The sequence below is a fragment of the Streptomyces sp. NPDC003023 genome (assembly GCF_042888225.1).
In the GTDB taxonomy this organism is placed as follows: Bacteria; Actinomycetota; Actinomycetes; order Streptomycetales; family Streptomycetaceae; genus Streptomyces.
This window is the reverse complement of the sequence record NZ_JBIAPL010000002.1, coordinates 587,321-613,026: the sequence shown is the minus strand read 5'-3', so window position 1 is coordinate 613,026 and position 25,706 is coordinate 587,321. Positions and strand designations below refer to the sequence as shown.

The 25,706-nt window shown below is 72.0% G+C and carries 24 protein-coding genes; 10 read left to right on the top strand and 14 right to left on the bottom strand.

From position 1 onward, the window contains the following. Positions 1-34 precede the first annotated feature (34 nt). The 5 genes from ACFYV1_RS10980 to ACFYV1_RS10960 form a co-directional block, all read right to left on the bottom strand. On the bottom strand, positions 35-1,024 hold the full coding sequence (locus ACFYV1_RS10980) for a TerC family protein (RefSeq protein WP_389395118.1): 990 nt from the start codon (positions 1,022-1,024) through the stop codon (positions 35-37). A 252-nt stretch (positions 1,025-1,276) separates the two neighbouring features. Then, entirely contained in the window at positions 1,277-3,226 is a 1,950-nt protein-coding gene (locus ACFYV1_RS10975) for a TerD family protein (protein ID WP_389395117.1), read from the bottom strand. Positions 3,227-3,324: 98 nt separating this feature from the next. Further along, positions 3,325-3,903, bottom strand: a complete 579-nt coding sequence (locus tag ACFYV1_RS10970) for a TerD family protein (RefSeq protein ID WP_005318943.1) — start codon at positions 3,901-3,903, stop codon at positions 3,325-3,327. A 169-nt stretch (positions 3,904-4,072) separates the two neighbouring features. Then, the gene (uvrB, locus tag ACFYV1_RS10965; RefSeq protein ID WP_389395116.1) at positions 4,073-6,199 is read right to left on the bottom strand and encodes an excinuclease ABC subunit UvrB; all 2,127 of its coding nucleotides are present in this window, start codon (positions 6,197-6,199) and stop codon (positions 4,073-4,075) included. Positions 6,200-6,328: 129 nt separating this feature from the next. Further along, a complete protein-coding gene (locus tag ACFYV1_RS10960) occupies positions 6,329-7,207 on the bottom strand; it encodes an MHYT domain-containing protein (protein WP_389395115.1) in 879 nt (292 codons plus the stop codon). A gap of 259 nt (positions 7,208-7,466) precedes the next feature. Here ACFYV1_RS10960 and ACFYV1_RS10955 point away from each other — a divergent pair, with 259 nt between their 5' ends. The 5 genes from ACFYV1_RS10955 (at position 7,467) to ACFYV1_RS10935 (ending at position 12,160) form a co-directional block, all read left to right on the top strand. After that, entirely contained in the window at positions 7,467-8,369 is a 903-nt protein-coding gene (locus ACFYV1_RS10955) for a glycerophosphodiester phosphodiesterase (protein ID WP_389395114.1), read from the top strand. Between the two features lie 47 nt (positions 8,370-8,416). Then, positions 8,417-8,962 carry a methylated-DNA--[protein]-cysteine S-methyltransferase gene (locus ACFYV1_RS10950; protein WP_389395113.1) on the top strand — a complete coding sequence of 182 codons (546 nt, stop codon included), beginning with the start codon at positions 8,417-8,419 and terminating at the stop codon, positions 8,960-8,962. A gap of 12 nt (positions 8,963-8,974) precedes the next feature. Further along, the gene (locus tag ACFYV1_RS10945; protein WP_389395112.1) at positions 8,975-10,255 is read left to right on the top strand and encodes an MFS transporter; all 1,281 of its coding nucleotides are present in this window, start codon (positions 8,975-8,977) and stop codon (positions 10,253-10,255) included. A gap of 79 nt (positions 10,256-10,334) precedes the next feature. Then, positions 10,335-11,282, top strand: a complete 948-nt coding sequence (locus tag ACFYV1_RS10940) for a pseudouridine-5'-phosphate glycosidase (RefSeq protein WP_389395111.1) — start codon at positions 10,335-10,337, stop codon at positions 11,280-11,282. Further along, positions 11,279-12,160, top strand: a complete 882-nt coding sequence (locus ACFYV1_RS10935) for a carbohydrate kinase family protein (protein WP_389395110.1) — start codon at positions 11,279-11,281, stop codon at positions 12,158-12,160. Before ACFYV1_RS10940 ends, ACFYV1_RS10935 begins: the two co-directional genes overlap by 4 nt. Positions 12,161-12,250: 90 nt before the next feature. Here ACFYV1_RS10935 and ACFYV1_RS10930 read toward each other — a convergent pair whose 3' ends face one another. From ACFYV1_RS10930 to ACFYV1_RS10920, 3 genes are read right to left on the bottom strand one after another with little or no spacing between them, the layout of a single operon-like run. Beyond that, positions 12,251-12,886, bottom strand: a complete 636-nt coding sequence (locus ACFYV1_RS10930; RefSeq protein ID WP_389395109.1) for a uridine kinase — start codon at positions 12,884-12,886, stop codon at positions 12,251-12,253. 7 nt (positions 12,887-12,893) lie between these two features. Beyond that, positions 12,894-13,394: a cupin domain-containing protein gene (locus ACFYV1_RS10925; RefSeq protein ID WP_389395108.1), complete on the bottom strand. Its 501-nt coding sequence runs from the start codon at positions 13,392-13,394 to the stop codon at positions 12,894-12,896. 42 nt (positions 13,395-13,436) lie between these two features. Further along, a complete protein-coding gene (locus ACFYV1_RS10920) occupies positions 13,437-14,129 on the bottom strand; it encodes a winged helix-turn-helix transcriptional regulator (protein ID WP_389395107.1) in 693 nt (230 codons plus the stop codon). A gap of 68 nt (positions 14,130-14,197) precedes the next feature. Here ACFYV1_RS10920 and ACFYV1_RS10915 point away from each other — a divergent pair, with 68 nt between their 5' ends. Continuing rightward, the gene (locus ACFYV1_RS10915) at positions 14,198-15,409 is read left to right on the top strand and encodes a pyridoxal phosphate-dependent aminotransferase (RefSeq protein WP_389395106.1); all 1,212 of its coding nucleotides are present in this window, start codon (positions 14,198-14,200) and stop codon (positions 15,407-15,409) included. Positions 15,410-15,531: 122 nt separating this feature from the next. After that, a complete protein-coding gene (locus ACFYV1_RS10910; RefSeq protein ID WP_389395105.1) occupies positions 15,532-15,990 on the top strand; it encodes a hypothetical protein in 459 nt (152 codons plus the stop codon). On the opposite strand, the gene ACFYV1_RS10905 is transcribed toward ACFYV1_RS10910, so the two are convergent. After that, complete coding sequence (locus tag ACFYV1_RS10905; RefSeq protein WP_389395104.1) at positions 15,987-16,967, bottom strand: D-2-hydroxyacid dehydrogenase family protein; 981 nt, start codon at positions 16,965-16,967, stop codon at positions 15,987-15,989. The genes ACFYV1_RS10910 and ACFYV1_RS10905 overlap by 4 nt on opposite strands. Before the next feature lie 35 nt (positions 16,968-17,002). Here ACFYV1_RS10905 and ACFYV1_RS10900 point away from each other — a divergent pair, with 35 nt between their 5' ends. Continuing rightward, positions 17,003-17,674 (top strand): DUF2293 domain-containing protein, encoded by a 672-nt coding sequence (locus ACFYV1_RS10900; protein WP_389395103.1) that lies wholly within the window; start codon positions 17,003-17,005, stop codon positions 17,672-17,674. Between the two features lie 198 nt (positions 17,675-17,872). Here the strand turns inward: ACFYV1_RS10900 and ACFYV1_RS10895 are convergent, their stop codons facing one another. After that, positions 17,873-18,598, bottom strand: coding sequence for a chaplin (locus ACFYV1_RS10895; RefSeq protein ID WP_389395102.1), 726 nt, complete (start codon positions 18,596-18,598; stop codon positions 17,873-17,875). A 343-nt stretch (positions 18,599-18,941) separates the two neighbouring features. Here ACFYV1_RS10895 and ACFYV1_RS10890 point away from each other — a divergent pair, with 343 nt between their 5' ends. After that, positions 18,942-19,445, top strand: coding sequence for a DUF3574 domain-containing protein (locus ACFYV1_RS10890; protein WP_389395287.1), 504 nt, complete (start codon positions 18,942-18,944; stop codon positions 19,443-19,445). A 76-nt stretch (positions 19,446-19,521) separates the two neighbouring features. Here the strand turns inward: ACFYV1_RS10890 and ACFYV1_RS10885 are convergent, their stop codons facing one another. The 3 genes from ACFYV1_RS10885 to ACFYV1_RS10875 form a co-directional block, all read right to left on the bottom strand. Next, positions 19,522-20,808 carry an SWIM zinc finger family protein gene (locus ACFYV1_RS10885; RefSeq protein ID WP_389395101.1) on the bottom strand — a complete coding sequence of 429 codons (1,287 nt, stop codon included), beginning with the start codon at positions 20,806-20,808 and terminating at the stop codon, positions 19,522-19,524. Then, positions 20,805-23,672, bottom strand: a complete 2,868-nt coding sequence (locus ACFYV1_RS10880; RefSeq protein ID WP_389395100.1) for a DEAD/DEAH box helicase — start codon at positions 23,670-23,672, stop codon at positions 20,805-20,807. Before ACFYV1_RS10880 ends, ACFYV1_RS10885 begins: the two co-directional genes overlap by 4 nt. A 142-nt stretch (positions 23,673-23,814) precedes the next feature. After that, a complete protein-coding gene (locus ACFYV1_RS10875; RefSeq protein WP_389395099.1) occupies positions 23,815-24,855 on the bottom strand; it encodes a slipin family protein in 1,041 nt (346 codons plus the stop codon). A 132-nt stretch (positions 24,856-24,987) separates the two neighbouring features. Here ACFYV1_RS10875 and ACFYV1_RS10870 point away from each other — a divergent pair, with 132 nt between their 5' ends. Beyond that, positions 24,988-25,248: a DUF6343 family protein gene (locus ACFYV1_RS10870; RefSeq protein WP_389395098.1), complete on the top strand. Its 261-nt coding sequence runs from the start codon at positions 24,988-24,990 to the stop codon at positions 25,246-25,248. Between the two features lie 81 nt (positions 25,249-25,329). Here the strand turns inward: ACFYV1_RS10870 and ACFYV1_RS10865 are convergent, their stop codons facing one another. Beyond that, on the bottom strand, positions 25,330-25,695 hold the full coding sequence (locus ACFYV1_RS10865) for a tetratricopeptide repeat protein (protein ID WP_389395097.1): 366 nt from the start codon (positions 25,693-25,695) through the stop codon (positions 25,330-25,332). Between the last annotated feature and the right edge of the window lie 11 nt (positions 25,696-25,706).

The window sequence follows — 25,706 nt, the reverse complement described above, 5'->3', positions numbered from 1 at the left end:
CGCGTGGAGCGCGGACCGGGTGCCCGCTGTGCCGTCAGGCCTCGACGCTGTCCTTCTCGGCGGCTGCCGCGGCATCCCGCTCCGCCTGCTTCTTGGACGCGATCAGGCTGGTGACCGTCGTGAGGACGAGGACACCGCAGATGACGGCCAGCGAGACCGGGATGGAGATCTCCGGGACGTGCACCCCGCTCTCGTGCAAAGCGTGCAGCACCAGCTTCACGCCGATGAAGCCGAGGATCACCGACAGCCCGTAGCTGAGGTGGACCAGCTTCCTGAGCAGTCCGCCGATCAGGAAGTACAGCTGCCGCAGTCCCATGAGGGCGAAGGCGTTGGCGGTGAAGACGATGTACGGGTCCTGGGTCAGGCCGAAGATCGCCGGGATGGAGTCGAGCGCGAAGAGCACATCGGTGGTGCCGATGGCGAGCATGACCACCATCAGCGGCGTCAGGATGCGCTTGCCGTTGTTTCGGATGAAGAGCTTCGTGCCGTGGTACTTGTCGGCGACTCCGAAGCGGTGCTCGATCGACTTGAGGAGCCTGTTCTCCTCGAACTCGTCCTCGTCGTCGTCCGAGCGCGCCTCCTGGATGAGCTTCCAGGCGGTGTAGATCAGGAACGCGCCGAAGATGTAGAAGACCCAGGAGAAGCTGGCGATGATCGCCGCACCGGCGGCGATGAACACGGCTCGCAGCACGAGCGCGATCAGCACACCGATCAGCAGCACCCGCTGCTGGAGGTGCGAGGGCACAGAGAACTTCGCCATGATCAGGACGAAGACGAAGAGGTTGTCGACACTCAGGGACTTCTCGGTGATGAAGCCCGCGAAGAACTCGCCCGACGCCTGGCTCTCGCCGGCGAACAGCAGGCCGAGGCCGAAGAACGCGGCCAGCACGATCCAGACCACGGTCCAGATGCCGGCTTCCTTGATCGAGACGTCGTGGGGCTTGCGCCCGATGAAGAAGTCGATGGCGATGAGGGCACTGAGACCGAGAATGGTCAGCACCCAGATGTTCATTGAAACGTCCACTGCGCCTCCGGCGTCGTACGGCTACTTATCAGCGTCGTCGCTGCCGGAGGTCTCCTCCACCCGGGCGGTCACCACCGCCGGGCCGGCGCCCCGGGACTTCTCTGTCGGTCCGTATTGACGGGCACGCCGCAAGATCGGGAGTACTCCCCTCCGCGTAAAGAACAGTACAGGAAAGACCAAGGAAAGGTAAAGGAGAAGGTAAAGTCGACCCCAAGTCCCCAGGTCAGAAGCCTTGTTCGGTCAACGGCCCGATCAGCCGCGCCAGGACCGTCGGGCCTCCACCACCCTGGCCAGCACCTGGCGCAGCACATCGCTGCCTGCCGGCACGGTCAGCGGCTCGTACGTCCAGGCGTGGCGCACCCAGGGGTCGACCAGGTGATCGTCGGTGACCGGTGTGACGCGCAGCAACGAACGCCACAGCGGGTCGAGGACCGGCCCGTAGGCGGTGGCGTCCTCACGGTCCGCGATCATCATCAGGTGGACGCCGACCGCCGGGCCCTCGTCCGCCAGATAGCGCAGCTGGGTGACCGCCCGGTCGTCGAAACCGTGCGGGAAGTCGTTGACGATCAGCAACTGCTCGGCGGTGTCGAGGTCCGGTGGAAGCGAATCGGCGGCGCCGGCGCGGACCGCCATCGTCACCAGGTCGACCCGCTCCGTGAGCTTGGCGAGGACCGAGCTCACACCCTGCGCACCCGCGGCCGGCGGGCCCGCGAGGGCCCCCGAGTCGACCAGCGGCGCCAGCGACGCGGCGGCCGTGCCCGCCGGGTCGATCGCGTGGACGGTGAACTCGCCGGGTGCGTGTACCGCGAGCAGGCGGGCGGCGAGAGCCACCGCCGAGTCGACGGCGAGACGTCGCAACTGTGTGTCGTCCATGGCCATCGCGGCGTCGGAACTCGAACGTCCGCTGTCCACCCACAGGCCGCGCTCGAGCGGCAGCCGCACCAGGCACGGAATGCGCAGCTCGGGGCTCTCCGGCAGATGGAGGTCGCCGATCCGCAGCGCCATCGGGTTCTCCATGGGGACCCGGTAGGCGTGCCAGCAGGGGTTGTCCCAGCGCGCGAGAGCCGGCGGCAGCGCCGGCTCGACGACCGCCGACTCCGCGGTCAGCTGGGCCAGGTCACGGTCCAGGACCTGACGGGCCTGGTCGGTCAGCTGCTCGCACTTCGCGCGTGCCGCCGCCCTCGCGGCGTCCCCGGTGCTGCCGATACGGCTGCGCGGGTCGGAAAGGACGTGGTCGAGCTCCTTGTCCATGCGGGACTCGGCGAACTCGACGGCACTTCGGTACGCGGCGACGGTGCGGGCGAGGTCCTCGAACATCCCCCAGACCTGGTTGTAGAGGCGCTCCTCCATGGACCAGCCGCTCGCGTCGCCCGCCACGGGCGGGGCGGGGCGGCCGGGTTCGGCCGGCGCCGCGGCGGGAGCCGGCGGTGGAGGCGCCGACTGCCTGCGCGGATGGGCGTAGTTGATGGGGCCGCCCGGCATCTGCGGGGCGTCCGGGGCGGGCGTCTGCTGCGGTCCGGAGCCGGCGGCGGCCTGGGCCCCGGTGCGGCCTTCGGCGAGCGTGGCGTCCGCGGCGGACGGCTGGTCCGGGCCGGACGCCGCCGCGCCCGCGGCCTCGCCCGCCGTGCGCAGCCGAACCGGCTCCGCGCGGGCGGGCCGGGGCACGGCGGCCTCCTGGATGGCCGCCGCTGTCCGCTCGGCCTGGGGCAGGCCCTGGTCGGAAAGCAGTTGGGAGAGACCACCCGCGTACCCCTGGCCCATCGCACGGACCTTCCACGCGCCCTGGCGGCGGTACAGCTCGACCGCGACGAGCGCCGTCTCGCTTTCGAGGCCCGTGATGGTGAAGTTGACCAGCTCGGAGCCGTCCGTCCCCATGACGGCGACGAAGGGCGCCGCGGTGGCGCCGAAGCGGTCGGGTCCGCCGGTGCCCGCGGGGAGCGCGAGCAGTACGTCGATCCGCTGCACCTGGTCGGGCACCGCGGCCAGGTCGACGGCGTACCGGGGTGACTGCTCCACGCGCTCCGGTACCTCCACGCCGGCGAGGACCGGGGCACCGGGGTGGGCCACCCACTCCTCGCGCACCGCCCCCTGGCCGTCGGAGCAGGTGGCGCAGGCGACGACCGGATGACCGGCCGAGACCCGGATCTCCAGGCGGGTGTCGGGCAAGGGGTGGTTCTGCCCCCGGACCAGCTCGGCCGTCATCGCTCTGTCCCCTCGGTTTTCTGCTGTGTGCGGTTGGTACGCGGGCAGCTCCCGGCGGCTGTGCCTCCGGGAGCTGCGGTCGACTCGGAACCCGTTGCCTACAGGTGCGGCAGGATCGCGGGCATCAGGTCCTGGAACGTACGGCCGTTGGCCGGGTTGCCGAGGGCCGTCATCTGCCAGCCGGCGCCGGCGCGGTGCACCTTCGCCATGATCTGCGCGGTGTACTGGCCGCCGCCGTCGAGCGTGTAACGGGCGAGCTCCTGGCCGTTGGTCTCGTCGACGATGCGGCAGAAGGCGTTCTGCACCTCCTGGAACGTCTGGCCGGTGAAGGAGTTCACCGTGAAGACGATCTGGTCGATGTGGACCGGCACCCGCTGCAGGTCGACGAGGATCGCCTCGTCGTCGCCGCCGGAACCGGCGCCGCCGACCAGGTTGTCACCGGTGTGCTTGACCGAACCGTCGTCGCTGACGAGGTGGCGGAAGAAGACCACGTCCACCGGCTGCTTGTCGGCGAACAGCACCGCGGAGGCGTCCAGGTCGACCTCCCGGGTGCGCGAGCCGAACAGACCGCGGCGGGGCGCTGCCTGCCAGCCGAGGCCCATCCGCACCGCCGTGAGGGTGCCCCCGTCACTCTTCTGCAGGCTGATGGCCTGACCCTTGGTCATGTTGACCGTCACGCGCTGTCCCCTTCTCGCGATTTGCCACCGCCCATGTGTGCGGTCGTCCCAGCACCCTACGCAGTCGCACCGACAGCGAGGTGCGGAGGGCCGTTTTTGTGTCGGTCTTGCAACACACCAGGCATGCGCGCCGTCACATCCCGCACGGCGGGCCCGGAGAGTACGGCACTCAGGCGAGTCCCGCCTCCTTCATCTGGCGCAGCTCCTTCTTCAACTCGCTCACCTCGTCGCGCAGTCGGGCCGCCACCTCGAACTGGAGCTCCGCGGCGGCCGCCCGCATCCGGTCGGTCATCTCCTCGATGATTCCGGCCAGTTCCGTCGCGGGGCGGTCACTCAGCACCGCGCCCTTGCGGCCGGCGGCCGTGCCGGAACCCAGGGCCGGGACCGGCGCCTTGGCTCCCTTGCCGGGCTTGTCGGCCTTCGCCTGGCGGTACCCCGTGCCCAGCAGCTGCTCGGTGTCGACCTCTTCGCGGGCGATGGTCGCCACGATGTCGTTGATCTTCTTGCGCAGCGGCTGCGGGTCGATCCCCTTCTCTTTGTTGTACGCGATCTGCTTCTCGCGACGGCGGTTCGTCTCCTCGATGGCCTTCTCCATCGCCGCCGTGACCTTGTCCGCGTACATATGGACCTGGCCGGAGACGTTGCGCGCCGCGCGGCCGATGGTCTGGATCAGGGAGGTGCCGGAGCGCAGGAAGCCCTCCTTGTCGGCGTCGAGGATCGCCACGAGCGACACCTCCGGCAGGTCCAGTCCCTCACGGAGGAGGTTGATGCCGACCAGGACGTCGTACTCTCCGGCGCGCAGCTCCCGCAGCAGCTCGACGCGGCGCAGGGTGTCCACGTCGCTGTGCAGATAGCGGACCTGGATGCCGAGCTCGAGGAAGTAGTCCGTCAGGTCCTCTGCCATCTTCTTGGTCAGGGTGGTGACCAGGACACGCTCGTCCTTCTCCGTGCGCTCGCGGATCTCGTGCACGAGGTCGTCGATCTGCCCCTCGGTGGGCTTGACGACGACCTGGGGGTCGACGAGGCCGGTGGGGCGGATGATCTGCTCGACGAAACCGTCGCCGCGGGACAGTTCGTACGCCCCGGGGGTGGCCGACAGGTAGACGGCCTGCCCGATGCGCTCCTTGAACTCCTCCCACTTCAGCGGACGGTTGTCGAGCGCGGACGGCAGCCGGAAGCCGTGGTCGACGAGCGTGCGCTTGCGGGACGCGTCGCCCTCGTACATCGCGCCGATCTGGGGGACCGTGACGTGCGACTCGTCGATGACGAGAAGGAAGTCCTCCGGGAAGTAGTCGAGGAGGGTGTTCGGCGGGGAGCCGGGCTCGCGGTCGTCGAAGTGCATCGAGTAGTTCTCGATGCCGGAGCAGGAGCCGATCTGCCGCATCATCTCGATGTCGTACGTGGTGCGCATGCGCAGCCGCTGGGACTCCAGCAGTTTGCCCTGTTTGTCCAGCTCGGCGAGGCGCTGCTCCAGCTCCGCCTCGATCCCGTTGACCGCCTTCTCCATCCGCTCGGGTCCCGCCACGTAATGGGTGGCGGGGAACACGTACAGCGACTGGTCCTCGCTGAGGATCTCGCCGGTGAGCGGGTGGAGGGTGGACAGCGCCTCGATCTCGTCCCCGAACATCTCGATACGGACGGCGAGCTCCTCGTAGACCGGGAAGATCTCGATGGTGTCGCCGCGGACGCGGAAGGTGCCGCGCTGGAAGGCCAGGTCGTTGCGGGCGTACTGGATGTCGACGAAGCGGCGCAGCAGCTGGTCCCGGTCGATCTCGTCACCGACCTTGAGCTGGACCATCCGGTCCACGTACTCCTGCGGGGTGCCCAGGCCGTAGATACAGGAGACGGAGGCGACCACGACGACGTCGCGACGGGTGAGGAGCGAGTTCGTCGCGGAGTGGCGCAGCCGCTCGACCTCCTCGTTGATCGAGGAGTCCTTCTCGATGTACGTGTCCGACTGCGGGACGTACGCCTCGGGCTGGTAGTAGTCGTAGTACGAGACGAAGTACTCCACCGCGTTGTTCGGCAGGAGCTCGCGGAACTCGTTCGCCAGCTGGGCGGCCAGGGTCTTGTTCGGCGCCATGACCAGGGTGGGGCGCTGGAGCTTCTCGATCATCCAGGCGGTGGTGGCCGACTTGCCCGTGCCGGTCGCGCCGAGCAGGACGACATCCTTCTCGCCGGCGCGGATGCGCCGGTCCAGCTCTGCGATGGCCGTCGGCTGGTCGCCGCTGGGCTGGAAGTGGCTGACGACCTCGAAGGGCGCCACCGTACGTTCGATCTTGGAAACGGGCCGCATGCAACCACCGTACGACCCGCCACCGACAGTCGGGTCCTGAACGAGCGCGGCCCGGCCCGGACCAGCCGGTTCAACGAGCCGCCCGGCGGGCCCGATGGACGGGCCCGGCTCAGGGACGGCCCGACCGGCTCAGGGACGGTCGCCGCCGAGGCGGCCGCCCGTCCGGTGGTCACGGCGGCCCGGGTCGGCGGCCCAGGCCGCGGGCCGCCGGTGCGTCACGGCCGCCATGTCGGGCCGCAGAGCCCGGCCGGCGCCATGAGGACGCCCGTCCGGCTCCCCCATCACCAGCAGCGGGTCGAACATGACCACGACCGCGGCGAGCAGCAGGAACACCGCGGGACCGACCAGCACCGGGGCGAGAGCCCCGACGGGCGGATCGGTGACCGCGGCCGCGTCGACCACCTCGTGGAGGCGGACGCTCACGGCGGCCATCCCCGTGTAGTGCATACCGCTCACGGCGAGGCCCATCACCAGACTCGCGCCCAGGCTCGCCATGAATCCGCTCACCGACACGGCCGCCCACAGCGCTGTGGTGGCCGCGACGACGGCGACCACCACCGAGAGCCCGACGGTCACGGTGTCGTACTCGATGTGGCCCGGAAGCCGTATTCCGGCCATTCCCAGGTAGTGCATGGACGCCACGCCGAGTCCGGTGATCGTGCCCCCGGTGATCAGGGACATCCGGGTCGCACCCCGGTACCCGACGATGAAGATCCCGGTACCGACCATCAGGATCGCGGCGGCCAGGCTGGCGAACGTCGTCGCCCTGTCGTAGCCGATGGGCGCCTCCTCCACGCTGAAACCCATCATCGCGATGAAGTGCATGCTCCAGATGCCGGAACCTATCGCCGTCGCGCCCAGCGCGAGCCAGCCCGGCCGGAACGAGCCCTCCGCGCGTACCGCCCTGGCGGTGCACCGCAGCCCCAGGGCGCCTCCCAGGCATGCCATCAGATACGCCGCCACCGGGGTGACGAGGCCGTAGCCGAATCCGTCCACCGTGCCCTGCATCCCCTGCACCCTTCGTTCCGTACCGTCCCCCGCCGCCCCTGCGTACCCCGCGATCTCTGATGGAACGTCTGGTTCTGGGCGAGGGTACGGCTCGCGGAAGTCCAGGCAAACGCCTGGGAGGAGATTTGTCGACCCTTCTCCCCCGAGTGGTGCCCGAGGTACGGCCGTTCACGTTGTGGCCATACTTCGCCTGTGCTTCGTTGGCCGTGGACTGTCACTCTCGGGCCGTCCGGGATCCGACGACGTGAGGATGAACGCCGTGTACGCACGCACCGTCGCAGCATTGGCCGCCACGACTCTGGGACTCACCGCGCTGGTCCTGCCCGGTTCCGCCGTGGGAGCGGAACTGACCGCCGGAGGCACGGAACTGACCGCAGCGGACCACGAGGACGGACCGAAGGTGATCGCCCACCGCGGCGCGTCCGCCTACGCGCCGGAGAACACCCTCGAGGCGGTCGACCTCGCCGACGAGATGGGCTTCGCCTGGGTGGAGAACGACGTCCAGCGCACCAAGGACGGCGAACTCGTCGTCGTGCACGACGACTCACTCGCACGGACCACCGACGTGGAACAGGTCTTCCCCGACCGCGCGCCGTGGAAGGTCAAGGACTTCACCGCCGCGGAGATCGCCACCCTGGACGCGGGCAGCTGGTTCGGACCCCGGTGGGCGGGCCTGCGGGTGCCGACGCTGGAGCAGTACCTCGACCGTGTGGACGACAACCACCAGAAGCTGCTGCTCGAGATCAAGAAGCCGGAGCTCTACCCGGGCATCGAGAAGGACACGCTGCGGGTGCTCGAGGAGGCGGGCTGGCTCGACCGGCGCCACGTCCGCAGCCGGCTCGTCATCCAGAGCTTCGGCGCGAACAGCATCAGGTCGGTGCACCAGCAGCGCCCCGACGTCACGACCGGCTTCCTCGGCACGCCCTCGGTGGCCGAGCTGCCGTCGTACGCCGAGTTCACCGACCAGATCAACCCGCCGTACTCCACCCTCACCGGCGAGTACGTCGCCGCTGTGCACGCGCTCAAGGGCGCGCACGGCAAGCGGCTGCGGGTCAGCACATGGACCGTGAACGACGCGGCGGCGGCCGAGCGGGTGGCCGGCTACGGGGTCGACGGCATCATCACCAACAAGCCGGACGTCGTCAGAGACGCGGTGGGCTGAGCCGTTCGGCGGCCCGGCTGTCAGTGCCCGGTCGTACCGTTGTCCGTATGACGACCTCGGGCAGGAAGACCTTCGAGTGGGCGGTACTCGGCACGGACATCGGTCCCCTGCTCCTCGCCGCGACCGACGAGGGCCTGGTCTGCGTGACCTTCCACGCCGGCCCGGCCGTGCGCGACCGGGCACTGGGACAGCTGGCCGGCCGTCTGGGAGCCGAGCCCGTCGAGGAGACGACGGGCCGGCTCGCCGAACCGATACGCCAGCTCGAGGCCTACTTCGCGGGTACGTCGCACGGCTTCGACCTGCCGCTTGACTGGTCGCTCACGGCAGGCTTCAACCGGCAGGTGCTGCGGGAGCTGCTGGCTGGGGTGGAGTTCGGGTCGGTCGTCGGCTACGGGGAGCTCGCCGCCCGTGTCGGGCAGCCCGGCGCGGCTCAGGCCGTGGGCGCGGCGATGGGGTCGAATCCGCTGCCGGTCGTGGTGCCGTGCCACCGGGTGGTCGAGTCGGGTGGCGGTCTCGGGGGCTTCGGCGGCGGGCTGGAGACCAAGCGGCAACTGCTGGCACTCGAGGGCGTTCTGCCGCAGCCGCTGTTCTGACACACTGCGTCAGTGACCACGACGTCTGACGCTCCTGACATTCCCGAGATACCCAAGGACGCCTCCGCCCGTATCGACCTGCCCTCGATACGCAGACGTGTCAACACCGTGCTGATCGTGAGCCAGATCCTCGGCGGCCTCGGGGTCGCCACCGGTATCGCACTGGCCTCGGTGCTCGCGGAGCAGGTCAGCGGTACGGAGGCACTGTCCGGGCTCGCCCCGACCGCGACCGTCGCCGGTACCGCGCTCCTGTCCGTGCCGCTCGCCGCGCTGATGACCGCACGGGGCCGCCGTCCGGGACTGGTTCTGGCGTATCTCATCGGGGCGCTCGGCGCCGGCGTGGTCGTCGTGGCCGCCGTCGTCGACAACTTCCCCCTGCTGCTTGCCGGCATGGCCGGCTTCGGTGCCGCGTCCTCGGCGAATCTGCAGGCCAGGTTCGCCGCGGCAGACCTCGCCGAGCCCGAGCGCCGGGCGCGGGCCATCTCCACCGTCGTGTGGGCGACGACGATCGGCGCGGTACTCGGACCCAACATCGCCTCCCCGGCCGGCCGGAGCGTGTCGGGACTGGGCATTCCGGCGGCCGCGGGGCCGTTCCTCTGGGCCGCCGGGGTGTTCGTCGCCGCCGCGGCGCTCGTCCTCGTCCTGCTGCGTCCCGACCCTCTGCTCACGGCGCGGGCGATGTCCGCCGACGACCGCTCCCCCGAGAGCCGGTCGCTGAAGGCGGGGTTGCGGGCCGTGCGCGACTCCCCCATGGCCCGGCTGGCTCTGGTGACCGTGGCCGTGTCGCACACCGCCATGGTGTCGATCATGTCGATGACCCCTGTCGCACTCAGCCACCACGGCGCGGGCATCGAGCTGATCGGGCTGGTGATCAGCGTCCACATCGCCGGGATGTACGCCTTCTCACCGGTGATGGGCTGGCTCGCCGACCGTCTGGGCCGGCTCGCGGTGATCGGACTCGCGGCGGGCCTGCTGTGCGCTGCCGCGCTGCTCGCCGGGACGGCGGGCGCGAGCCACGGGCAGACCGCGGCGGGCCTGTTCCTGCTGGGGCTGGGCTGGTCGGCCGGGCTCGTCTCCGGCTCCACGCTGCTCACCGAGTCAGTCCCGCAGCCCACGCGGGCAGCGGTCCAGGGCCTTTCCGACCTGACGTCGAACGCGGCGGCGGGTGTGGGCGGCGCGGCGGCGGGTCTGGTGGTCGCGCAGGCCGGGTACGGCTGGCTGAACGTGGCGGGGGTGCTCCTGTTGCTGCCGATGGCGGGGCTGACGGTGCGAAGGGCGCTCGCCCGGGCGTGAGCGGCGCCCGTGGCGGGCACCGGAAGCCAGTTCCCCGGCCGGATGTTTGCGTCGGTGGCCGCCGCGCCAGGGATGGGACATGGCGAAGCCCGCACTCACCAACGCACGCACCAACGCACTCACCAACGCCGTCACCGTGTCAGAAGAGGTCCGGGAGGCGCTCGGCTCCGGCGCGCCCGTCGTCGCCCTGGAGTCGACGATCATCGCGCACGGGCTGCCCCGTCCGCGGAATCTGGCCGTCGCGGAGGAACTCGAGGCCCTCGTCCGCTCCGGCGGAGCCGTCCCTGCGACCGTCGCCGTGCTCGACGGCAGGGCCCGCATCGGTCTGACCAAGGCCGAGTTGGAGCGGGTCGCGGGTGACGAGGACATACGCAAGCTGGGCCACCGCGACCTCGCTCCGGCCCTGGCGAAAGGAGCGAGCGGCGCCACGACCGTCTCCGCGACGGCGTGCCTCGCGAACAGGGCCGGCATCCGCGTCTTCGCGACGGGCGGGCTCGGCGGCGTGCACCGGGGGTGGACGGAGACACAGGACGAGTCGGCCGATCTGCGGCTGCTCGCCCAGGTCGGCATCACCGTGGTCTGCGCGGGCGTCAAGTCGATCCTCGACGTCCCGGCCACACTGCAGCGGCTGGAGACCCTCGGCGTCACGGTGATCGGTTACCGGACCGGCCACTTCCCCGGCTTCTATCTGTCCTCTTCCGGGGAACCGGTCGACTGGACGGTCGACTCCCCCGACGAGGTCGCCGCCGTGATGCGGGCGATGGACGAGGTCGCGGAGCCGTCCTCGGCACTGATCGTGGCCAATCCCGTCCCGGTGACCGCGCAACTTGATCCGGCTCTGCACGACCGCGTGCTGGCCAGGGCGCTCGACGAGGCACGGGAAGAGGGCGTCACAGGTCAGGCCGTCACGCCGTTCCTCCTCGAACGGCTGACGCGGTACACGGGCGGCGCGTCGCTCGAGGCCAACCTCGCCGCGGTGCGCGGCAATGTCGGGCTGGCGGCCCGGATCGCAGCGGCCCGCGCATGACGGGGCTCCTCGTCATGGGCGACGTCGTCACCGATGTCGTCGCCCGGCACAGCGCGCCGCTCACCCGCGGCACGGACACGGCCGCGCGGATCAGCATCCTGCCCGGCGGGGCCGGGTCCAACGTGGCGTGCTGGGCGGCGCACCGGGGCTGCCACGATGTGCGACTGCTGGCCCGCGCGGGCGTCGCCGACCTGGAGTGGCACGCCACCCGGCTACGGGCCGCCGGCGTACGGCCGCTCCTGGTGCCCGACGACGAGGTCCCGACCGCCACGGTCGTCGCGCTCGTCGACCGCACCGCGGAGCGGACGTTCCTCAGTGACAGCGGCGCCGTGCTCCGCCTGTGTCCGGCGGACTGGTCCGCCGCGATGCTCGACGGGGTCGGCCATCTGCACCTGTCCGGCTACCTGTTGTTCTCCGGCACCAGCCGGGCGACGGCACTGCTGGCGATGGGCGTCGCTCGGGAGCGAGGGGTCACGGTGAGCGTCGATCCCGCTTCCGCCGGCTTCATCGGCGAACTGGGAGTCGAGCGGATGCTGTCGGTCCTGGACGGCGTGGACGTACTGCTCCCCAACGCCGACGAGGCACGGCTGCTGACCGGCCTTCCCGACCCGGCCGACGCGGCCGCGAAGCTCAGCCGCCTGGCTCCGCTGACCGTGGTGACGCTGGGGCCCCGCGGGGCACTGGTCGCAGAGGGCGGGCGGGTGAGCGCCCGCGTCCCGCCGTGTGCCGCAGAGGCGTTGGACACGACGGGCGCGGGCGACGCCTTCACGGGAGCGTTCCTCGCCGCGCGGCTGGCGGGTGCGGACGCCCGTGCGGCGGCCGAGGAGGGCTGCCGCGCCGGGGCGGAGGCGGTCACACTGACCGGCGGCCGGCCGTGAGACAGACCGGGCCGGGGCGGTGACGGCCGGCCGGGCGGCGGCGGTGAGGGCCGGCCGGGCGTGACGCGGGCCGAGGCCGGGGGCCCGGGGTCATCGGCGGGACCATGCCGGGTGCCGCGGATCGTCCGCCCGTACGAGGACGTCCGCCGCGTCGCCGGGCCCGGTCTCCTCCTCGTAGCGCGCGTACGCCGGGAGCGTCCAGCGCTCGCTCTCGTCCGTGCGGCGCTCCAGGGCGGCCGGCGAGAGCCGCAGGTGCACGCTCAGGTCGAACGGGAACCACTGCCCGAGCAGGAACGGGCCGTGCAGCAACAGCACCCCGCCGGGCGGCAGTACGACGTGGGCGCTGCGGGTCGCCCGGTCCGTGCGGGGGTCCCACAGGTCGGGCAGCACGCGTCCGGTGCCGCCTGCCTCGAGCGGCCCGAAGACCTCCCGCCACAGGGCGCCCGTGTCGAACCAGCCGTTGTAGTACGTGTCGGGGTCGTGGCGGCCGTACTCGAACCGCAGCGAGGCCGGCCGCAGGAAACCGCCCGTGCCCACGACGGCCGCTTCCCTGCCGCGCAGCCGCAGCGCGTCGCCGACCCGCTCGGCGAGTTCACCGGGCCGCGCGGCGGGCGCGCCGTCGACTCCGATGCGCAGCCAGGGACTGCCGTCGTCCGCCCCGGTCCTCAGGGCGCGCTCGGCGAGCTCCTCCGTCAACCGCTCCCAGGTGATCGCCTCTAGTCGCACGCACCCATCATCGCCCGGTCGTCGCTGCGCCGTCCTCGCAGGCCGGCGCGTCCTCGTCGACCGAGAGGGGGCTGCCGGCGGGCATGAAGTACGTCACGTACAGCACGACCGGCTCCGTGCCCAGGTTGCGGCCGATGTGGCGGTGGAGGGCGCCGGCCGGCTCGAGGATCACGCCGCCGGGCTCGGTGACCTCGAGTGAGCAGTCGTCCAGGGTCCGGGTCAGGGTGCCGGACTTCACGACGGCGAGCACCTGGCCGGGGTGGTGGTGCCAGCCCGTCGAGCCGCCGGGGGCGATGGTGAGGGTGCGGACCACGACGTCGGTGCGGCCCTTGGTGCTCACCTTCAGGCTGCCCGCCGACGTCCCCTGCGCGAGGACCGTTCCCGTGACGCCGCTGCCGGGTGTGGCGTCGGCCGCGGACGGGACGACCGCCAGCGCCGCCACGCAGCCTATGGATATCAGCGCCGTACGCGCGTCGAACCGCTTTCCCCTGAACCTGAAACCACGCATGCCAGTCCCCTTCGAGTCCTCGCTCCGGCAAACCGTCTCACGCTATCCGATCGGCGTGATCTTGGAGGGAATACCCGGAGCACCGTGGACTCCGACGACTGCCGGGTCGCCCTCCGCCAGGGCCCGCCCGGCGGCCACCGCGTCCGCGAGGGTCAGTTCGCCCGCGGCGATTGCGGTGCAGGTGTCCGGGTCGAGGGTGAGGCGGACGTCGGGCGCGTCGGCGGGACCGTCGCCGTAGGGGAAGGGGGCGTCGTCGCCGAGCCGCAGGTGGAAGACGCCTTCGTCCAGCCGGACCTCGACGACGGCGGTCCGGCGCGGTGACGGCAGCGCCCGCAGCAGCGGGATCGCGAACCAGTGGGCCCGCACCGCGTCGGTGGGCCGCCGCTCGGCCAGGGCCGGGCCGCCCCACTCGGAGAGCGCGGTCAGCACGGGCAGCAGACCGCGGCCGTGCCCGGTCAGTTCGTAGACGTACGCCGCGGACGGCGGCGGCAGCCGGCGGCGGGTGGCGAGCCCGTCCCGTTCCATGTCCTTCAGCCGGGACGCCAGGACGTCGGTGCTCACGCCGGGCAGATCGGCGTGCAGGTCCGTGTAACGGCGGGGACCGGCCAGCAGTTCACGGACGACGAGCAGGGTCCAGCGGTCGCCGACGGCGTCCAGGGCACGGGCGGCGGCGCAGTACTGGTCGTAGCTCCGGCGGCGGGTCTGACGAGGTGGCATGCGACGCAGTCTAGACATGTTGTTGGACTTTCCAAGCTCCAACTTGGTAAAACCAAGTACGCATTCAGTCCTGGGAGGGCCACGGCATGGAATTCCGGCAGTCGAGCAAGCTCAGCGAGGTCTGCTACGAGATCCGCGGCCCGGTGATCGAGCACGCCAACGCACTCGAGGAGGCCGGCCACAGCGTCCTGCGCCTCAACACCGGCAACCCCGCGCTCTTCGGGTTCGAGGCGCCGGAGGAGATCGTCCAGGACATGATCCGGATGCTCCCCCAGGCCCACGGCTACACCGACTCGCGCGGCATCCTCTCGGCCCGCCGCGCCGTCGCCCAGCGCTACCAGGCCCTCGGTCTCACCGACGTGGACGTCGACGACGTCTTCCTCGGCAACGGTGTCTCCGAACTGGTCTCCATGGCGGTGCAGGCCCTGCTGGAGGACGGCGACGAAGTCCTCATCCCTGCCCCCGACTTCCCGCTGTGGACCGCGGTGACCACGCTGGCCGGCGGCAAGGCGGTGCACTACCTGTGCGACGAGGAGTCGGACTGGTACCCGGACCTCGACGACATGGCGTCGAAGATCACCAACCGCACCCGGGCCGTCGTGATCATCAACCCCAACAACCCGACCGGCGCGGTCTATCCGCGGGAGATCGTCGAGGGGATTCTCGACCTTGCCCGCCGCCACCGGCTCATGGTGTTCGCCGACGAGATCTACGACCAGATCGTGTACGACGACGCCGTCCACCACACCGCCGCCGCGCTCGCTCCCGACCTTGTCGTACTCACCTTCAGCGGCCTCTCCAAGACGTACCGCGTCGCCGGCTTCCGCTCGGGCTGGCTGGTCGTCAGCGGCCCGAGGCAGCACGCCCGCGACTACATCGAGGGCCTGACCATGCTCGCCTCGATGCGGCTGTGCGCCAACGCCCCGGCCCAGTACGCCATCCAGGCCGCGCTGGGCGGGCGGCAGTCCGTCCGGGAACTCGTCGCCCCCGGCGGCAGGCTCCACGAGCAGCGCGAGCGCGCCTGGGAGCGGCTCAACGAGATCCCCGGCGTCTCGTGCGTGAAACCGAAGGGCGCCCTCTACGCCTTCCCCCGCATCGACCCCAAGGTGCACCCCATCCACGACGACGAGAGGTTCGTGCTCGACCTGCTGCTGCGCGAGAAGATCCAGGTGGTACAGGGCACGGGCTTCAACTGGCCACGCCCGGACCACTTCCGCATCCTCACGCTCCCCTACGCCGACGACCTCGACGCCGCGATCGGCCGCATCGGCCGATTCCTGGCCGGCTACCGCCAGTAGTCCCCCCGCGGGCTTGACGCGCATCTCCACTGCGATGATCTGATGCAGCTTGCCGCGCACTCCGGTGCGGCCAACGGCACGGCGGCAACACCAGGATCACGTTCGAAGCCCGGGAGCAGTACATGTGGACAGCGGTCATCGCGGTCGTCGGCACCCTGCTCGGTTCGGCGGCGACCCACTTCTTCCAGCGCCAGAGCGCCGAACGCGGCGCCGTACTCGCCCGGGCGGAACAGCTTCGCCAGGAACGGATCTCCGCGTACAGCTCCTTCGCCGGTGCACTCGTCGACTACCGGCGCGGCCAGAACGACCGCTGGCACCGTGCGCGGGACTTCCCGGACAGCGCCCTCGCCGAAGAGTCGCGCATCGACTCGTACCGGCTGCGGTCGGGCGCCCACCAGGCACTCATCAGGGTGCAGCTGGTGTGTGACGATCCGCAGACGCTGGCGCTCGCGGCATCCGCGTTCGAGATCACCAACTGCATGCACGAGGCACCTGACGAAGCCGACCGCTCGCTCCGTTCCGAGCAGGCGCGGGAGACGCTGTCGGAGTTCATCGGCGCCGCGGCGCCGAGTGTGCGTTAGGACGGGTGCACGGGCGGCGCGGCGAGCGTACGGACCGGACTGCCCGCCAGGTAGGCGGAGATGTCCTCGACCGCCTGCCCGAAGTACCCCTCGTAGTTGCGGCGGGTGACGTAACCGAGGTGCGGCAGCCCGAGGAAGTTCGGGGCCGTGCGCAGCGGGTGGTCGGCGGGCAGCGGCTCCTGGTCGAAGACGTCGGCGCCCGCTCCGGCGATCTGGCCCTCGCGCAGCGCCCGCACCAGCGCCTCCTGGTCGACGATCGCGGCCCGCGAGGTGTTGACGAGGTAGGCCGTGCGGCGCATCCGCTTCAGCTCGTCGGCGCCGATCAGACCGCGGGTGCTCTCGCCGAGCTGCAGATGCACGGAGACGAAGTCCCCGGCCTCGACGAGCTCATTGAGCGATCGGGCCCGTACGACGCCGTGCTCCGCGGCCCGTGCGTCGGTGAGGTTCCGGCTCCACGCCATGACGTCCATGCCGAACGCCCGGCCGACCGCCGCGACCTTCGCGCCGATCTTCCCGAGCCCGAGGAGCGCGAGCGTCCGCCCGTGCAGATCCGTTCCGATCGTGGACTGCCAGGACCCGCCGTCGCGCAGGGCGCCGCCTTCCTGGACGACATGGCGTGCCAGGCCCAGGATGAGCGCCCAGGTCAGTTCGGCGGGCGGCTCGGAGTTGCTCGCGGTACCGCACACGGTCACCCCGTTGCGCGCCGCGGCCTCGAGATCGATGGACGCGTTGCGCATGCCGGAGGTGATCAGCAGCCGCAGCCGCGGCAGCCGGTCGAGAAGCGATGCGGGGAACGGCGTCCGCTCCCGCATCACCACCAGGATCTCGCAGTCGCCGACCGCCGCGGCGACCTCTTCCTCGGACCCGAAGTGGTCCCGCAGCGAACGCACTTCGACGGCGCCGGCGAGCGAGGACCAGTCCGCCATGGTGAGCGCGGCACCCTGGTAGTCGTCGAGCACGGCACAGTTGAGCGTCATGGGAGCGGAGCCTATCCGGTGGGTACGTACCTGACATGGACCTGGTGGTGATCCGACCGCTCAAGGGCAGGCACTGCCCGGAGTGCCACAGGGGCCCGTTCCCGATGCATGTTCTCGAGCACGGCGGGCCGGTCTGCCTGGAGTGCGCCGATCTCGGGCACCTGGTGTACCTGCCGAGGGGTGACGCCGCGCTCACACGGCGGGCCAGGGAGGCGAGTTCTCTCTGGGCGGTCGTACTCCGTCCCGACCGCCGCCGCGGCCGGTACGAGCGCCAGGGCCTGCTCGTCGAGGAGGCGGCGATCGCCCTCGCGGAATCGGCGTGCCTTGCCGACGCGGAGGCGAGGGCACGGCGCCGTGAGCGGGACGCGGCGCGCCGGGCCGTCGAGGACGTGCGGTTCTCCGCCGAACTGGCGGCGGAGATACGGCGGCTGTTCCCGGGCTGCCCCGGGGGGCGCGCCGCCGAGATCGCCGCGCACGCCTCCGCGCGCGGCAGCGGACGCGTGGGCCGCACCGCGGCGGGCCGCTCCCTGGAGAGGGGAGCGGTCACGGCCGCGGTACGGGCATCCGTACGGCACCTCGACACCGACTACGACGCGCTGCTGATGTCGGGCATGTCCCGCCACACGGCACGGGGGCGCGTGGCGGAAAGCATCGATGCCGTGCTGGCGTCCTGGCGGCCGCACCCTGACGGGACGGAAGCGGACTGAAGCGTGTCGCGAAAGCAGCGCCGTCCGCCCGCAGGGCGGAGCCCGCGGTTCTGGTGCGCGCAATCGCAAGGCGGAGGGTCATCCTCGTACTGGAGTACCTGGATGACTCCGACAACGCGGCGAGTGTGCGCGCCGGGCGTCGCGGGCCCCGGGGCACCTATCGGACGAAGTCCGCGGAAGGGACTTCCGCAACGCGCTTCAGGACTCCTGGGAGGGGCGGAAGCGGCGGTACAGCACGAGGCCGCCGAGGATCATCGTCGCGCCCGCGGGCACCGCGAAGGCGAGCTCGTCGGATCCCGTGTGGGCGAGCGAGCCCGCGGACGGCTTCGGAGCCTCCTCGTCCTGGGCCGGCTGCTCGGGCGCGGCCTTCGGCGGGGTGCTGGGCGCCTCCTCGACCGGCGGCTTGCCGGAGACGTTCACCGAGGTGTTGCCGACCGCGGGGTTGCCGATGCCGACGACGTTGACGGAGTTGCCGCTCACGTTGACCGGCACGTCCACGGGGAGCTGGACACCGTTGCCCGACAGGACGCCCGGGGAGCCTTCCGCCGTGCCGCCCGCGTGGGCGCCGCCGCCGGTGTTGGAGCCGCCGTCCGTGTCGGAGCCCGAGCCGCCTTCCGATCCCTGCGAGCCGCCGTCGTGCTGCCCGGTGCCGCTGTCGCCGTCGTGGCCGCTGTCGCCGTGCGACACGTTGGCGCAGGTGTTGCCCGCGGCCGGGTTGAGCAGTCCGACGACGTTGACGGTGTTGCCGCACACGTTCACCGGGACGTGCACGGGAAGCTGAACCGCGTTGCCGGACAGCACGCCGGGAGACCCGACGGCGGAGCCGTGCGCACCCGAGTCCGCCTGGGCGTACCCGGTCGCCATCGCCAGTGCGCCGCCCGTGAGCATCACGGTCGCCAGGCCCTTTCGGTGAACCTGCCTCATGGGTTGCCTGCCTTCAGAAGGGAATTCCACGGGACACTCGCCCGCACCGGAATTAACGCCGCGCGGCCCCATCGGTTCTGCCGAATGCGGCATTCACTCCATCGGGTGCGCGATCCGCACCGGGCGGTGGCTCCGGCGCCGGGCACAGTGAGCCCTCCCCCGTCCGGTTCCGCTTCCGGTTCCGCTTCGGCTTCCGCTTCCGCGGAGGCACTCGTGCGGGTGGATTCCGGGTCCAGCGGGTGTCCGCGCGGGCGAGGGGGCCGTCACGGTCGCCAGAGTGGTCGCGCCCCGGTGGACGCCGGGGCGCTCGCCCTGACGGAAGGACCCCGACGTGCGGACCCCGATGAAGCTGTTCAGCCGCCCGACCACGCCGCGGCCGGTGCGGCAGCGCGCCCTCCTCGCCGTCGCCGGGGCCGCGGTCGCGGTGCTCGCCGTGGGCGCGCCGGCCGCGCAGGCGACCCTGGACGACGATCGGGCCGGCAGGCCCCCGGCAACGGCCGTGGCGGCGGCGCGTGGTGAGGCGTACATCGAGACGCGCCTGTTCTTCGGCACCGAACGGCCCGACGGTGGGCCCGATGTGACGGACCGGCAGTTCATGGCGTTCATCGACCGGCACGTCACGCCCGGCTTCCCGGACGGGCTGACCGTCCAGGAGGGCCGCGGCCAGTGGCGCGACTCCAACGGTGTGATCGAGCGGGAACGGTCGTACGAGCTGATCCTCCTGTATCCCGCCGGGGAGGCGCGTGAGCGCGACGGCAGGATCGAGCGGATCCGCGACGCCTACATCGAGGCCTACGCGCAGGACTCTGTGGCCAGGCTGGACGAACCGACTCTGGCGGACTTCTGAGGCCACGCCAGCCACTGCCTCCCCGTCCCGGCTTCCCGGCCGCCGCTTTTACCGCGCTGCCGGGGCCGGTCCGACGTCACCTCCCGAGCAGCGCGGCGAGCGCCCCGACCGGGTCGGTGTCGGGCGTGCCGCGCGGCCACCAGTCCTCGCGGTCCGGGTCCGACTCGTACCCGTACCAGAGGCCGTCGCGGCCGAGGCGCAGTTGCAGCGAGCGGGCGGAGAGATGGTTGCGCCAGGGCCTGAAGCCCGGGAAGTCCGCGGCGGCCAGGGCGGGACGGGCACGGTCGAAGGGGCCCGCGGGCGGGTCCCACGGCTCCTCCAGCACGGAGAGGGCCGCCGGTCCGCCCTGCCGCCAGGCCGCGACGGCCCGTGCCAGGTCGGTGGGCGTGCGGTCGGCCGCGGTGGCGAGGTCGCGGTACAGGGCACGGGTGGAGGCGGTCAGGCCGGAACCCGGGTGGGCGGCGGCCAGCCGGACCGCGTCCTGCCAGCGGGTGAGCGCGGCGACGGGGTCACGGCCGGTGGTCAGGAGGGCGTGGGCGCGTCCGACGGCCTCACCGGCCAGCAGGTCCAGGGCGAGCGGGTCGGGCGCGCCGGGCGCGTGCGGGTAAGCCGGTGGACGGCCGGGGCGCGCCGGAACGGGGAACGGCGGTGGCAGGGGCGGCAGCGCGGCCTTGGGGGCGACGGCCTCACTCGCGGGCACGGTGGCCACCGGCGCCGCGGACGCGGCCGCGCTGTGCTCGGCCGCGGAGCGGGTCGCGTTGCGGCGGGAGAGCGCCGCGAGGATCTCGCGTTCACCGCGGCCGCGCATCAGGAACAGCACGAACGGGTCCTCGTCGAGCAGCCTGGCGGTCTGGTAGCTGAGCGCCGCGGCGTGCTTGCAGGGGTAGCCGTCGTCCGGACAGGAGCAGTCGGGGATCAGGTCGCCGGGTGTCGGCAGCAGCTCCGCGGCGCTCGCGAGCGCCTGCGGGACGTCCTTGTCGAGGAGTGCCGCGATGTGGTCGGGGCGGGCCGCCGCCGCGCTCAGGAAGTCGTCCCAGTCGTCGTCGGTGAGGGTGCGCAGGCGGATCTCCGTGCGGTACGGACGGGGCCGGCTGCCCTGTACGTACGCCATGACCCTGCCGGGCGTCACCGTGATCGCGGCGACGTGCCCCCGGGCGGCGTAGGCGCGGCCGCGCACCAGGCGGGCCGGGTCGAGGGCGGTGTCCTCGAGTGCCTCCACCCAGGCGTTGCCCCACCACGTCGCCGCGGTCTCCTCCCCGGCGAGCGGGTCAAGCGCGGGAAACGTACGGCGCCGGTCGTCGTGCTGGGGGCCCTCCGGCGGGCCCGGCCGGCGGCGCGGGCCGGTGCCCGCCCGGGGGGTCATGACGCCCTCCGGAGGGAGACCAGGTCGGCCAGTTCCCGGTCGGTGAGCTCGGTCAGAGCCGCCTCGCCGGATCCCAGCACGGCGTCGGCCAGCGCTCGCTTGGCGGCCAGCATCTCGGCGATGCGGTCCTCGACCGTCCCCTCGGTGACGAGGCGGTGGACCTGCACCGGCTGGGTCTGGCCGATGCGGTAGGCGCGGTCGGTCGCCTGCTCCTCGACCGCCGGGTTCCACCATCGGTCGTAATGGACGACGTGGCCCGCCCTGGTGAGGTTCAGCCCGGTGCCCGCCGCCTTGAGCGAGAGGATGAACACCGGTACCTCGCCGGACTGGAAGCGGTCGACCATGCGCTCGCGCTCCGCGACCGGCGTCCCTCCGTGGAGGAGCTGGCTGGGGATCGCGCGGGACGAGAGATGCGCGGAGAGCAGACGGGCCATGGACACGTACTGCGTGAAGACCAGCACGGAGCCGTCCTCCGCCAGGATCGTCTCGAGAAGCTCGTCGAGCAGCGCGAGCTTGCCGGACCGCCCGGCCAGCCGGACGGAGCGGGCCCCGCTCCCCCCGTCGGCTCCTCTCCTGCCGTCGGCACCGCTCCCGTACGGCGTGCCGTGGTCCGCGCCGTACTCCTTGAGGAACTGGGCGGGGTGGTTGCAGATCTGTTTGAGGGCCGTGAGCAGTTTCATCACCAGGCCGCGGCGGGCGATGCCCTCCGCGGCCTCGATGGCCGCCATCGTCTCCCGGACCACTGCCTCGTACAGGGATGCCTGCTCCCTGGTGAGCGGCACGGGGTGGTCCGACTCCGTCTTCGGCGGCAGCTCGGGCACGATGCCCGGGTCGGACTTCTTGCGGCGCAGCAGGAACGGGCGGACGAGCCGGGAGAGCCGCTCCACGGCGTCCTCGTCCTCGCCGTTCTCCACCAGGCGGGCGTGGCGGGAGCGGAACGCCTTGAGCGGGCCGAGCAGCCCGGGGGTCGTCCAGTCCAGCAGCGCCCACAGCTCGGAGAGGTTGTTCTCGACGGGCGTGCCGGTGAGAGCGACCCTGGCCGGGGTGGGGATCGTCCGCAGGGCTTTGGCGGTCGCGGAGAACGGGTTCTTCACATGCTGGGCCTCGTCGGCGACGACCATCCCCCAGGTGTGCGCGGACAGTTCCTCCGCGCTGCCGCGCATGGTGCCGTACGTGGTCAGGACGAACCCGCCGTCCGGCGTGCCGAGGGCGCGGTCCGTGCCGTGGAAGCGCCGTACGGGAACGCCCGGCGCGAAGCGGGCGATCTCCCGCTGCCAGTTGCCGAGCAGCGAGGCCGGGCACACGACCAGCGTCGGCTCGTTGCGGGCGCGGCGAAGATGCAGGGCGATCACGGTCACGGTCTTGCCGAGGCCCATGTCGTCGGCGAGGCAGCCGCCGAGGCCGAGGGACGTCATCAGGTCCAGCCAGGCCAGTCCCCGCAGTTGGTAGTCGCGCAGCGTGGCCCGCAGTCCCTGAGGTGCCTCGGCGGGCGCGGTCGCCGCGGTGAGACGGTCGCGCAGGGCGGCCAGCGCGCCCGTGGGCACGGCCTCGACCGTCTCGCCGTCGACCTCCGCCGTACCGGTCAGAGCCACCGCCAGGGCGTCGACCGGCTCCAGGAGGCCGAGCTCTCGCTTGCGCGCCTTGCGCACGAGGTCCGGGTCCACGACGACCCACCGGTCGCGCAGCCGCACGATGGGGCGGTGCGACTCGGCGAGGGCGTCCATCTCGTGCTCGCTCAGCGGGTCGCCGTCGAGAGCCAGCTGCCAGTCGAACCTGAGCAGTTCGGCGCTGTCGAAGAAGGGCGTGCCGTCGGTGGCGGAGCCGGGCGCCGAGCGGACGACCGCGGCGGCGGTGAGCGTACGGGCGAGCTCCTTGGGCCAGTGCACGGCCACTCCCGCCGCGTCCAGCCGGGCGGCGCCCGGTCCGAGCAGCTCGTACAGCTCGTCCTCCGTCAGCGGCAGGACGTCCGGCACGTCCCGCTCCAGCAGCCCGGCCAGCGGCGGCCAGACACGGGCGGCGCGGCGCAGCGCCAGCACCGTGTCGATGCGGGCCCGCGGCCCGAACCGATCGTCGCCGACCCCTTCCCAGAGCCGAGCCGCGTCCATGACGAGGGTCGGGTCGGCAAGGCTGTGCACCTGGACGAGTGCGGATCCGGCGTTGCGCTCCGCTGCGTCGTCCGCGGGGGTGTCGAAGAGGTCGTAGGCGGAGAGGTCGAGGCGCAGGGAGACCCGCACGCCCGCGTCCATCCCGGCGGCGGCTTCTGCCGCCCACTCGCGGGCTGCCGGAAGATGCTGCGGCGCGGCCGCCGCGAAGGGCGCACCCGCCGCGTACTCGGCGGCAGGTGTGCGCGGCAGGCTGTCGGCCACGGCGTCGAAGAACGCGCGCACCAGGGCCTCCGGCTCCGGGAGCCGCAACGGCCGGGGCTCCTCGACAGGGCAGGCGTGCGCCTCGTACGGCATGGCGGCGGCGATGGCCCGCAGCTGCGCGATGTCGTCGGCGTCGAGCGGGCCGGCCCGCCAGGCGTCGTGGTCAGAGGGCGTGAGCCCGGGCAGCAGTCTGCCGCGCGCGACGAGGTTGAGGGCGTGCAGCGCGGCCGCGCCCCAGCAGGCCGCGGCAGGGTGGGCTGCGGGATCGTGCCGGGCGGTGATCAGGAGCGGGGCGGCGTCGGTCACGGACATGAGCACGGCCGGGACGGTGACGCTGCGGATGCCCCTCTGATCCTCGCCCTGGGGGGCGTCGACGACGCTGATCTCGCCGTTCGCTCCCTGCGGCGGGCGTCCGTCCGGGTGCCAGAACGCGATCCGGCCCTCCCGGGGCACCGCGGCGGGCAGGAAGACGGCGGCGGCCGCGGTCACGGTCGTCATCAGGTCACTCCCTCCCACCAGGTCCGGACGAACCGCGGGGTCGCGGTCCGTTCATGACCTTACGGGCGGGGTCTGACATTGCGGCCCGGCCCCGCTGTGACCTGGCGTTTCCCTTACAGGGCCAGTCCGGCGGGGAAGACCGCTACGCGGTCGTGCCCGGCCCGGTGACAAGGGGCGGCATCCCGTCGTTGTCACCGCGCGCGCCGCTGCGGTCCGACAGCGGACCGATCACCTCCGGTGGCGCCTCGCCCTCGTCCGGCCCCGGACCGATCGCCTCCGGTGGCACCTCACCCTCCTCGAACCCCGGACCGATCACCTCCGGTGGCGCCTCGCCCTCCTCGAGTCGCGGATCGTCTGCCTCCCGTCGCGCGCCGTCTGTCCCCGGCGCCTGCGGCGCCTCCGCACTCCCCGTACCGGACGGCTGCTGCGCCGCACGTTCCAGGAACCGGAGCAGCTCCACCGGGAACGGCAGCACCAGCGTCGAGTTCTTCTCGGCCGCCACCGCCACCACTGTCTGCAGCAGGCGCAGTTGGAGCGCGGCGGGCTGCTGGGACATCTCGCCGGCAGCCTGGGCCAGCTTCTTCGACGCCTGGAGTTCCGCGTCCGCGTTGATGACGCGCGCCCGCCGCTCACGGTCCGCCTCCGCCTGCCGCGCCATCGAGCGCTTCATGGCCTCCGGCAGCGACACGTCCTTGATCTCGACCCGGTCGATCTGCACGCCCCAGCCGACGGCCGGGCTGTCGATCATCAGCTCGAGGCCCTGGTTGAGCTTTTCGCGGTTGGAGAGCAGATCGTCCAGATCGCTCTTGCCGATGATGGAGCGCAGGGACGTCTGTGCCATCTGCGACACGGCGAAGCGGTAGTCCTCCACCTCGATGACGGCGTTGGCCGCGTCGATCACACGGAAGTAGACGACCGCGTCCACGCGCACCGTGACGTTGTCACGGGTGATGCCTTCCTGAGCCGGAACGGGCATGGTCACGATCTGCATGTTGACCTTGCGCATCCGGTCGACGGCCGGAACGATCATGGTGAATCCGGGTCGCCGCACGTTCTCGCGCAGGCGTCCCAGCCGGAAGACCACACCGCGCTCGTACTGCTTGACGACTCGCGCCGCGGCCATCACGTAGGCCGCAATGCCGGTCGCCGCTGTGACGCCGGCCACTGCCAGCTCCTCGACCATCGTGGCACCCCCTCACGTCCGGGGCGGTCTCTGATACCACGGTATGACCGTTATGCCCTCCGAGGCCATGCCCCACCCCTTCACACCGCTGCCCGGAGGCGCCGACGGGTGCATCCTGGAGGGGGAGATGTGATGCCGCGTACTGGGAGTGAACCGACGACCGCGCGCAGTCCCCTGCGGCTGCGGTTCTGGCTCTCCGTGTGGGGCGTCGTGTGGACGGCGGGGGGCACGGTCGCGTTCGCGCTCGCCGAGCGGCCCGGCTGGGCCGCCGCGTGCGGGGTGCTTCTCGTCGTCGTGGCCGTCGACCTGGTGATGGTGGTGCGCCACATCCGGCAGGGCCCGCACTATCAGCCGGGCCCCGACGTCCCGCCCTACGATCCGGACCGCGGCTGAGCGCCCCGCGCCCGTGTCACGCGGCGCGTTCCGCGCCCGCTCGGCGCGCACTCGTGCCGCCCACTCGCATGCCGCCCGCACTCACTCGGTGTCGAAGCGGGCAGCCTTCAGATACTCCGGATTCGGGTCCAGGGCCGCCGCCAATCGGAAGTGGCGCTTGGCCTGCTCCGGCCTGCCCGCCCGCTCGAAGGTGCGGGCGAGGGCGAAGTGGGCGAACGCGTTGTCCGGCTCGCGCTCGAGGACAAGCTCGAACTCGAGCTCCGCGGGGCGCAGTTGAGCAGCGGCGAAGAAGGCACGGGCGCGCAGCAGCCGGGCCGCCGTGTTCTCCGGATGGGCCGCGATCACCGAGTCGAGCAGCTTGACGGCCCCGCGCGGATCCCGCGCGGCGAGCAACTGCTCGGCGGCGCGGTAGTCGATGACGTCGGTTTCCGGGTTCCTGTTCGACACGCTCGCATCCT

Bases quoted from the DNA above. Each gene is read 5' to 3' on its own strand.
- ACFYV1_RS10975 (WP_389395117.1), bottom strand. From the start codon at position 3,226: ATGACGGCCGAGCTGGTCCGGGGGCAGAACCACCCCTTGCCCGACACC.
- uvrB (WP_389395116.1), bottom strand. From the start codon at position 6,199: ATGCGGCCCGTTTCCAAGATCGAACGTACGGTGGCGCCCTTCGAGGTC.
- ACFYV1_RS10960 (WP_389395115.1), bottom strand. From the start codon at position 7,207: ATGCAGGGCACGGTGGACGGATTCGGCTACGGCCTCGTCACCCCGGTG.
- ACFYV1_RS10950 (WP_389395113.1), top strand. From the start codon at position 8,417: ATGACGACCTCGGGCAGGAAGACCTTCGAGTGGGCGGTACTCGGCACG.
- ACFYV1_RS10940 (WP_389395111.1), top strand. From the start codon at position 10,335: ATGGCGAAGCCCGCACTCACCAACGCACGCACCAACGCACTCACCAAC.
- ACFYV1_RS10935 (WP_389395110.1), top strand. From the start codon at position 11,279: ATGACGGGGCTCCTCGTCATGGGCGACGTCGTCACCGATGTCGTCGCC.
- ACFYV1_RS10925 (WP_389395108.1), bottom strand. From the start codon at position 13,394: ATGCGTGGTTTCAGGTTCAGGGGAAAGCGGTTCGACGCGCGTACGGCG.
- ACFYV1_RS10920 (WP_389395107.1), bottom strand. From the start codon at position 14,129: ATGTCTAGACTGCGTCGCATGCCACCTCGTCAGACCCGCCGCCGGAGC.
- ACFYV1_RS10915 (WP_389395106.1), top strand. From the start codon at position 14,198: ATGGAATTCCGGCAGTCGAGCAAGCTCAGCGAGGTCTGCTACGAGATC.
- ACFYV1_RS10910 (WP_389395105.1), top strand. From the start codon at position 15,532: ATGTGGACAGCGGTCATCGCGGTCGTCGGCACCCTGCTCGGTTCGGCG.
- ACFYV1_RS10905 (WP_389395104.1), bottom strand. From the start codon at position 16,967: ATGACGCTCAACTGTGCCGTGCTCGACGACTACCAGGGTGCCGCGCTC.
- ACFYV1_RS10900 (WP_389395103.1), top strand. From the start codon at position 17,003: ATGGACCTGGTGGTGATCCGACCGCTCAAGGGCAGGCACTGCCCGGAG.
- ACFYV1_RS10895 (WP_389395102.1), bottom strand. From the start codon at position 18,598: ATGAGGCAGGTTCACCGAAAGGGCCTGGCGACCGTGATGCTCACGGGC.
- ACFYV1_RS10890 (WP_389395287.1), top strand. From the start codon at position 18,942: ATGAAGCTGTTCAGCCGCCCGACCACGCCGCGGCCGGTGCGGCAGCGC.
- ACFYV1_RS10885 (WP_389395101.1), bottom strand. From the start codon at position 20,808: ATGACCCCCCGGGCGGGCACCGGCCCGCGCCGCCGGCCGGGCCCGCCG.
- ACFYV1_RS10880 (WP_389395100.1), bottom strand. From the start codon at position 23,672: ATGACGACCGTGACCGCGGCCGCCGCCGTCTTCCTGCCCGCCGCGGTG.
- ACFYV1_RS10875 (WP_389395099.1), bottom strand. From the start codon at position 24,855: ATGGTCGAGGAGCTGGCAGTGGCCGGCGTCACAGCGGCGACCGGCATT.
- ACFYV1_RS10870 (WP_389395098.1), top strand. From the start codon at position 24,988: ATGCCGCGTACTGGGAGTGAACCGACGACCGCGCGCAGTCCCCTGCGG.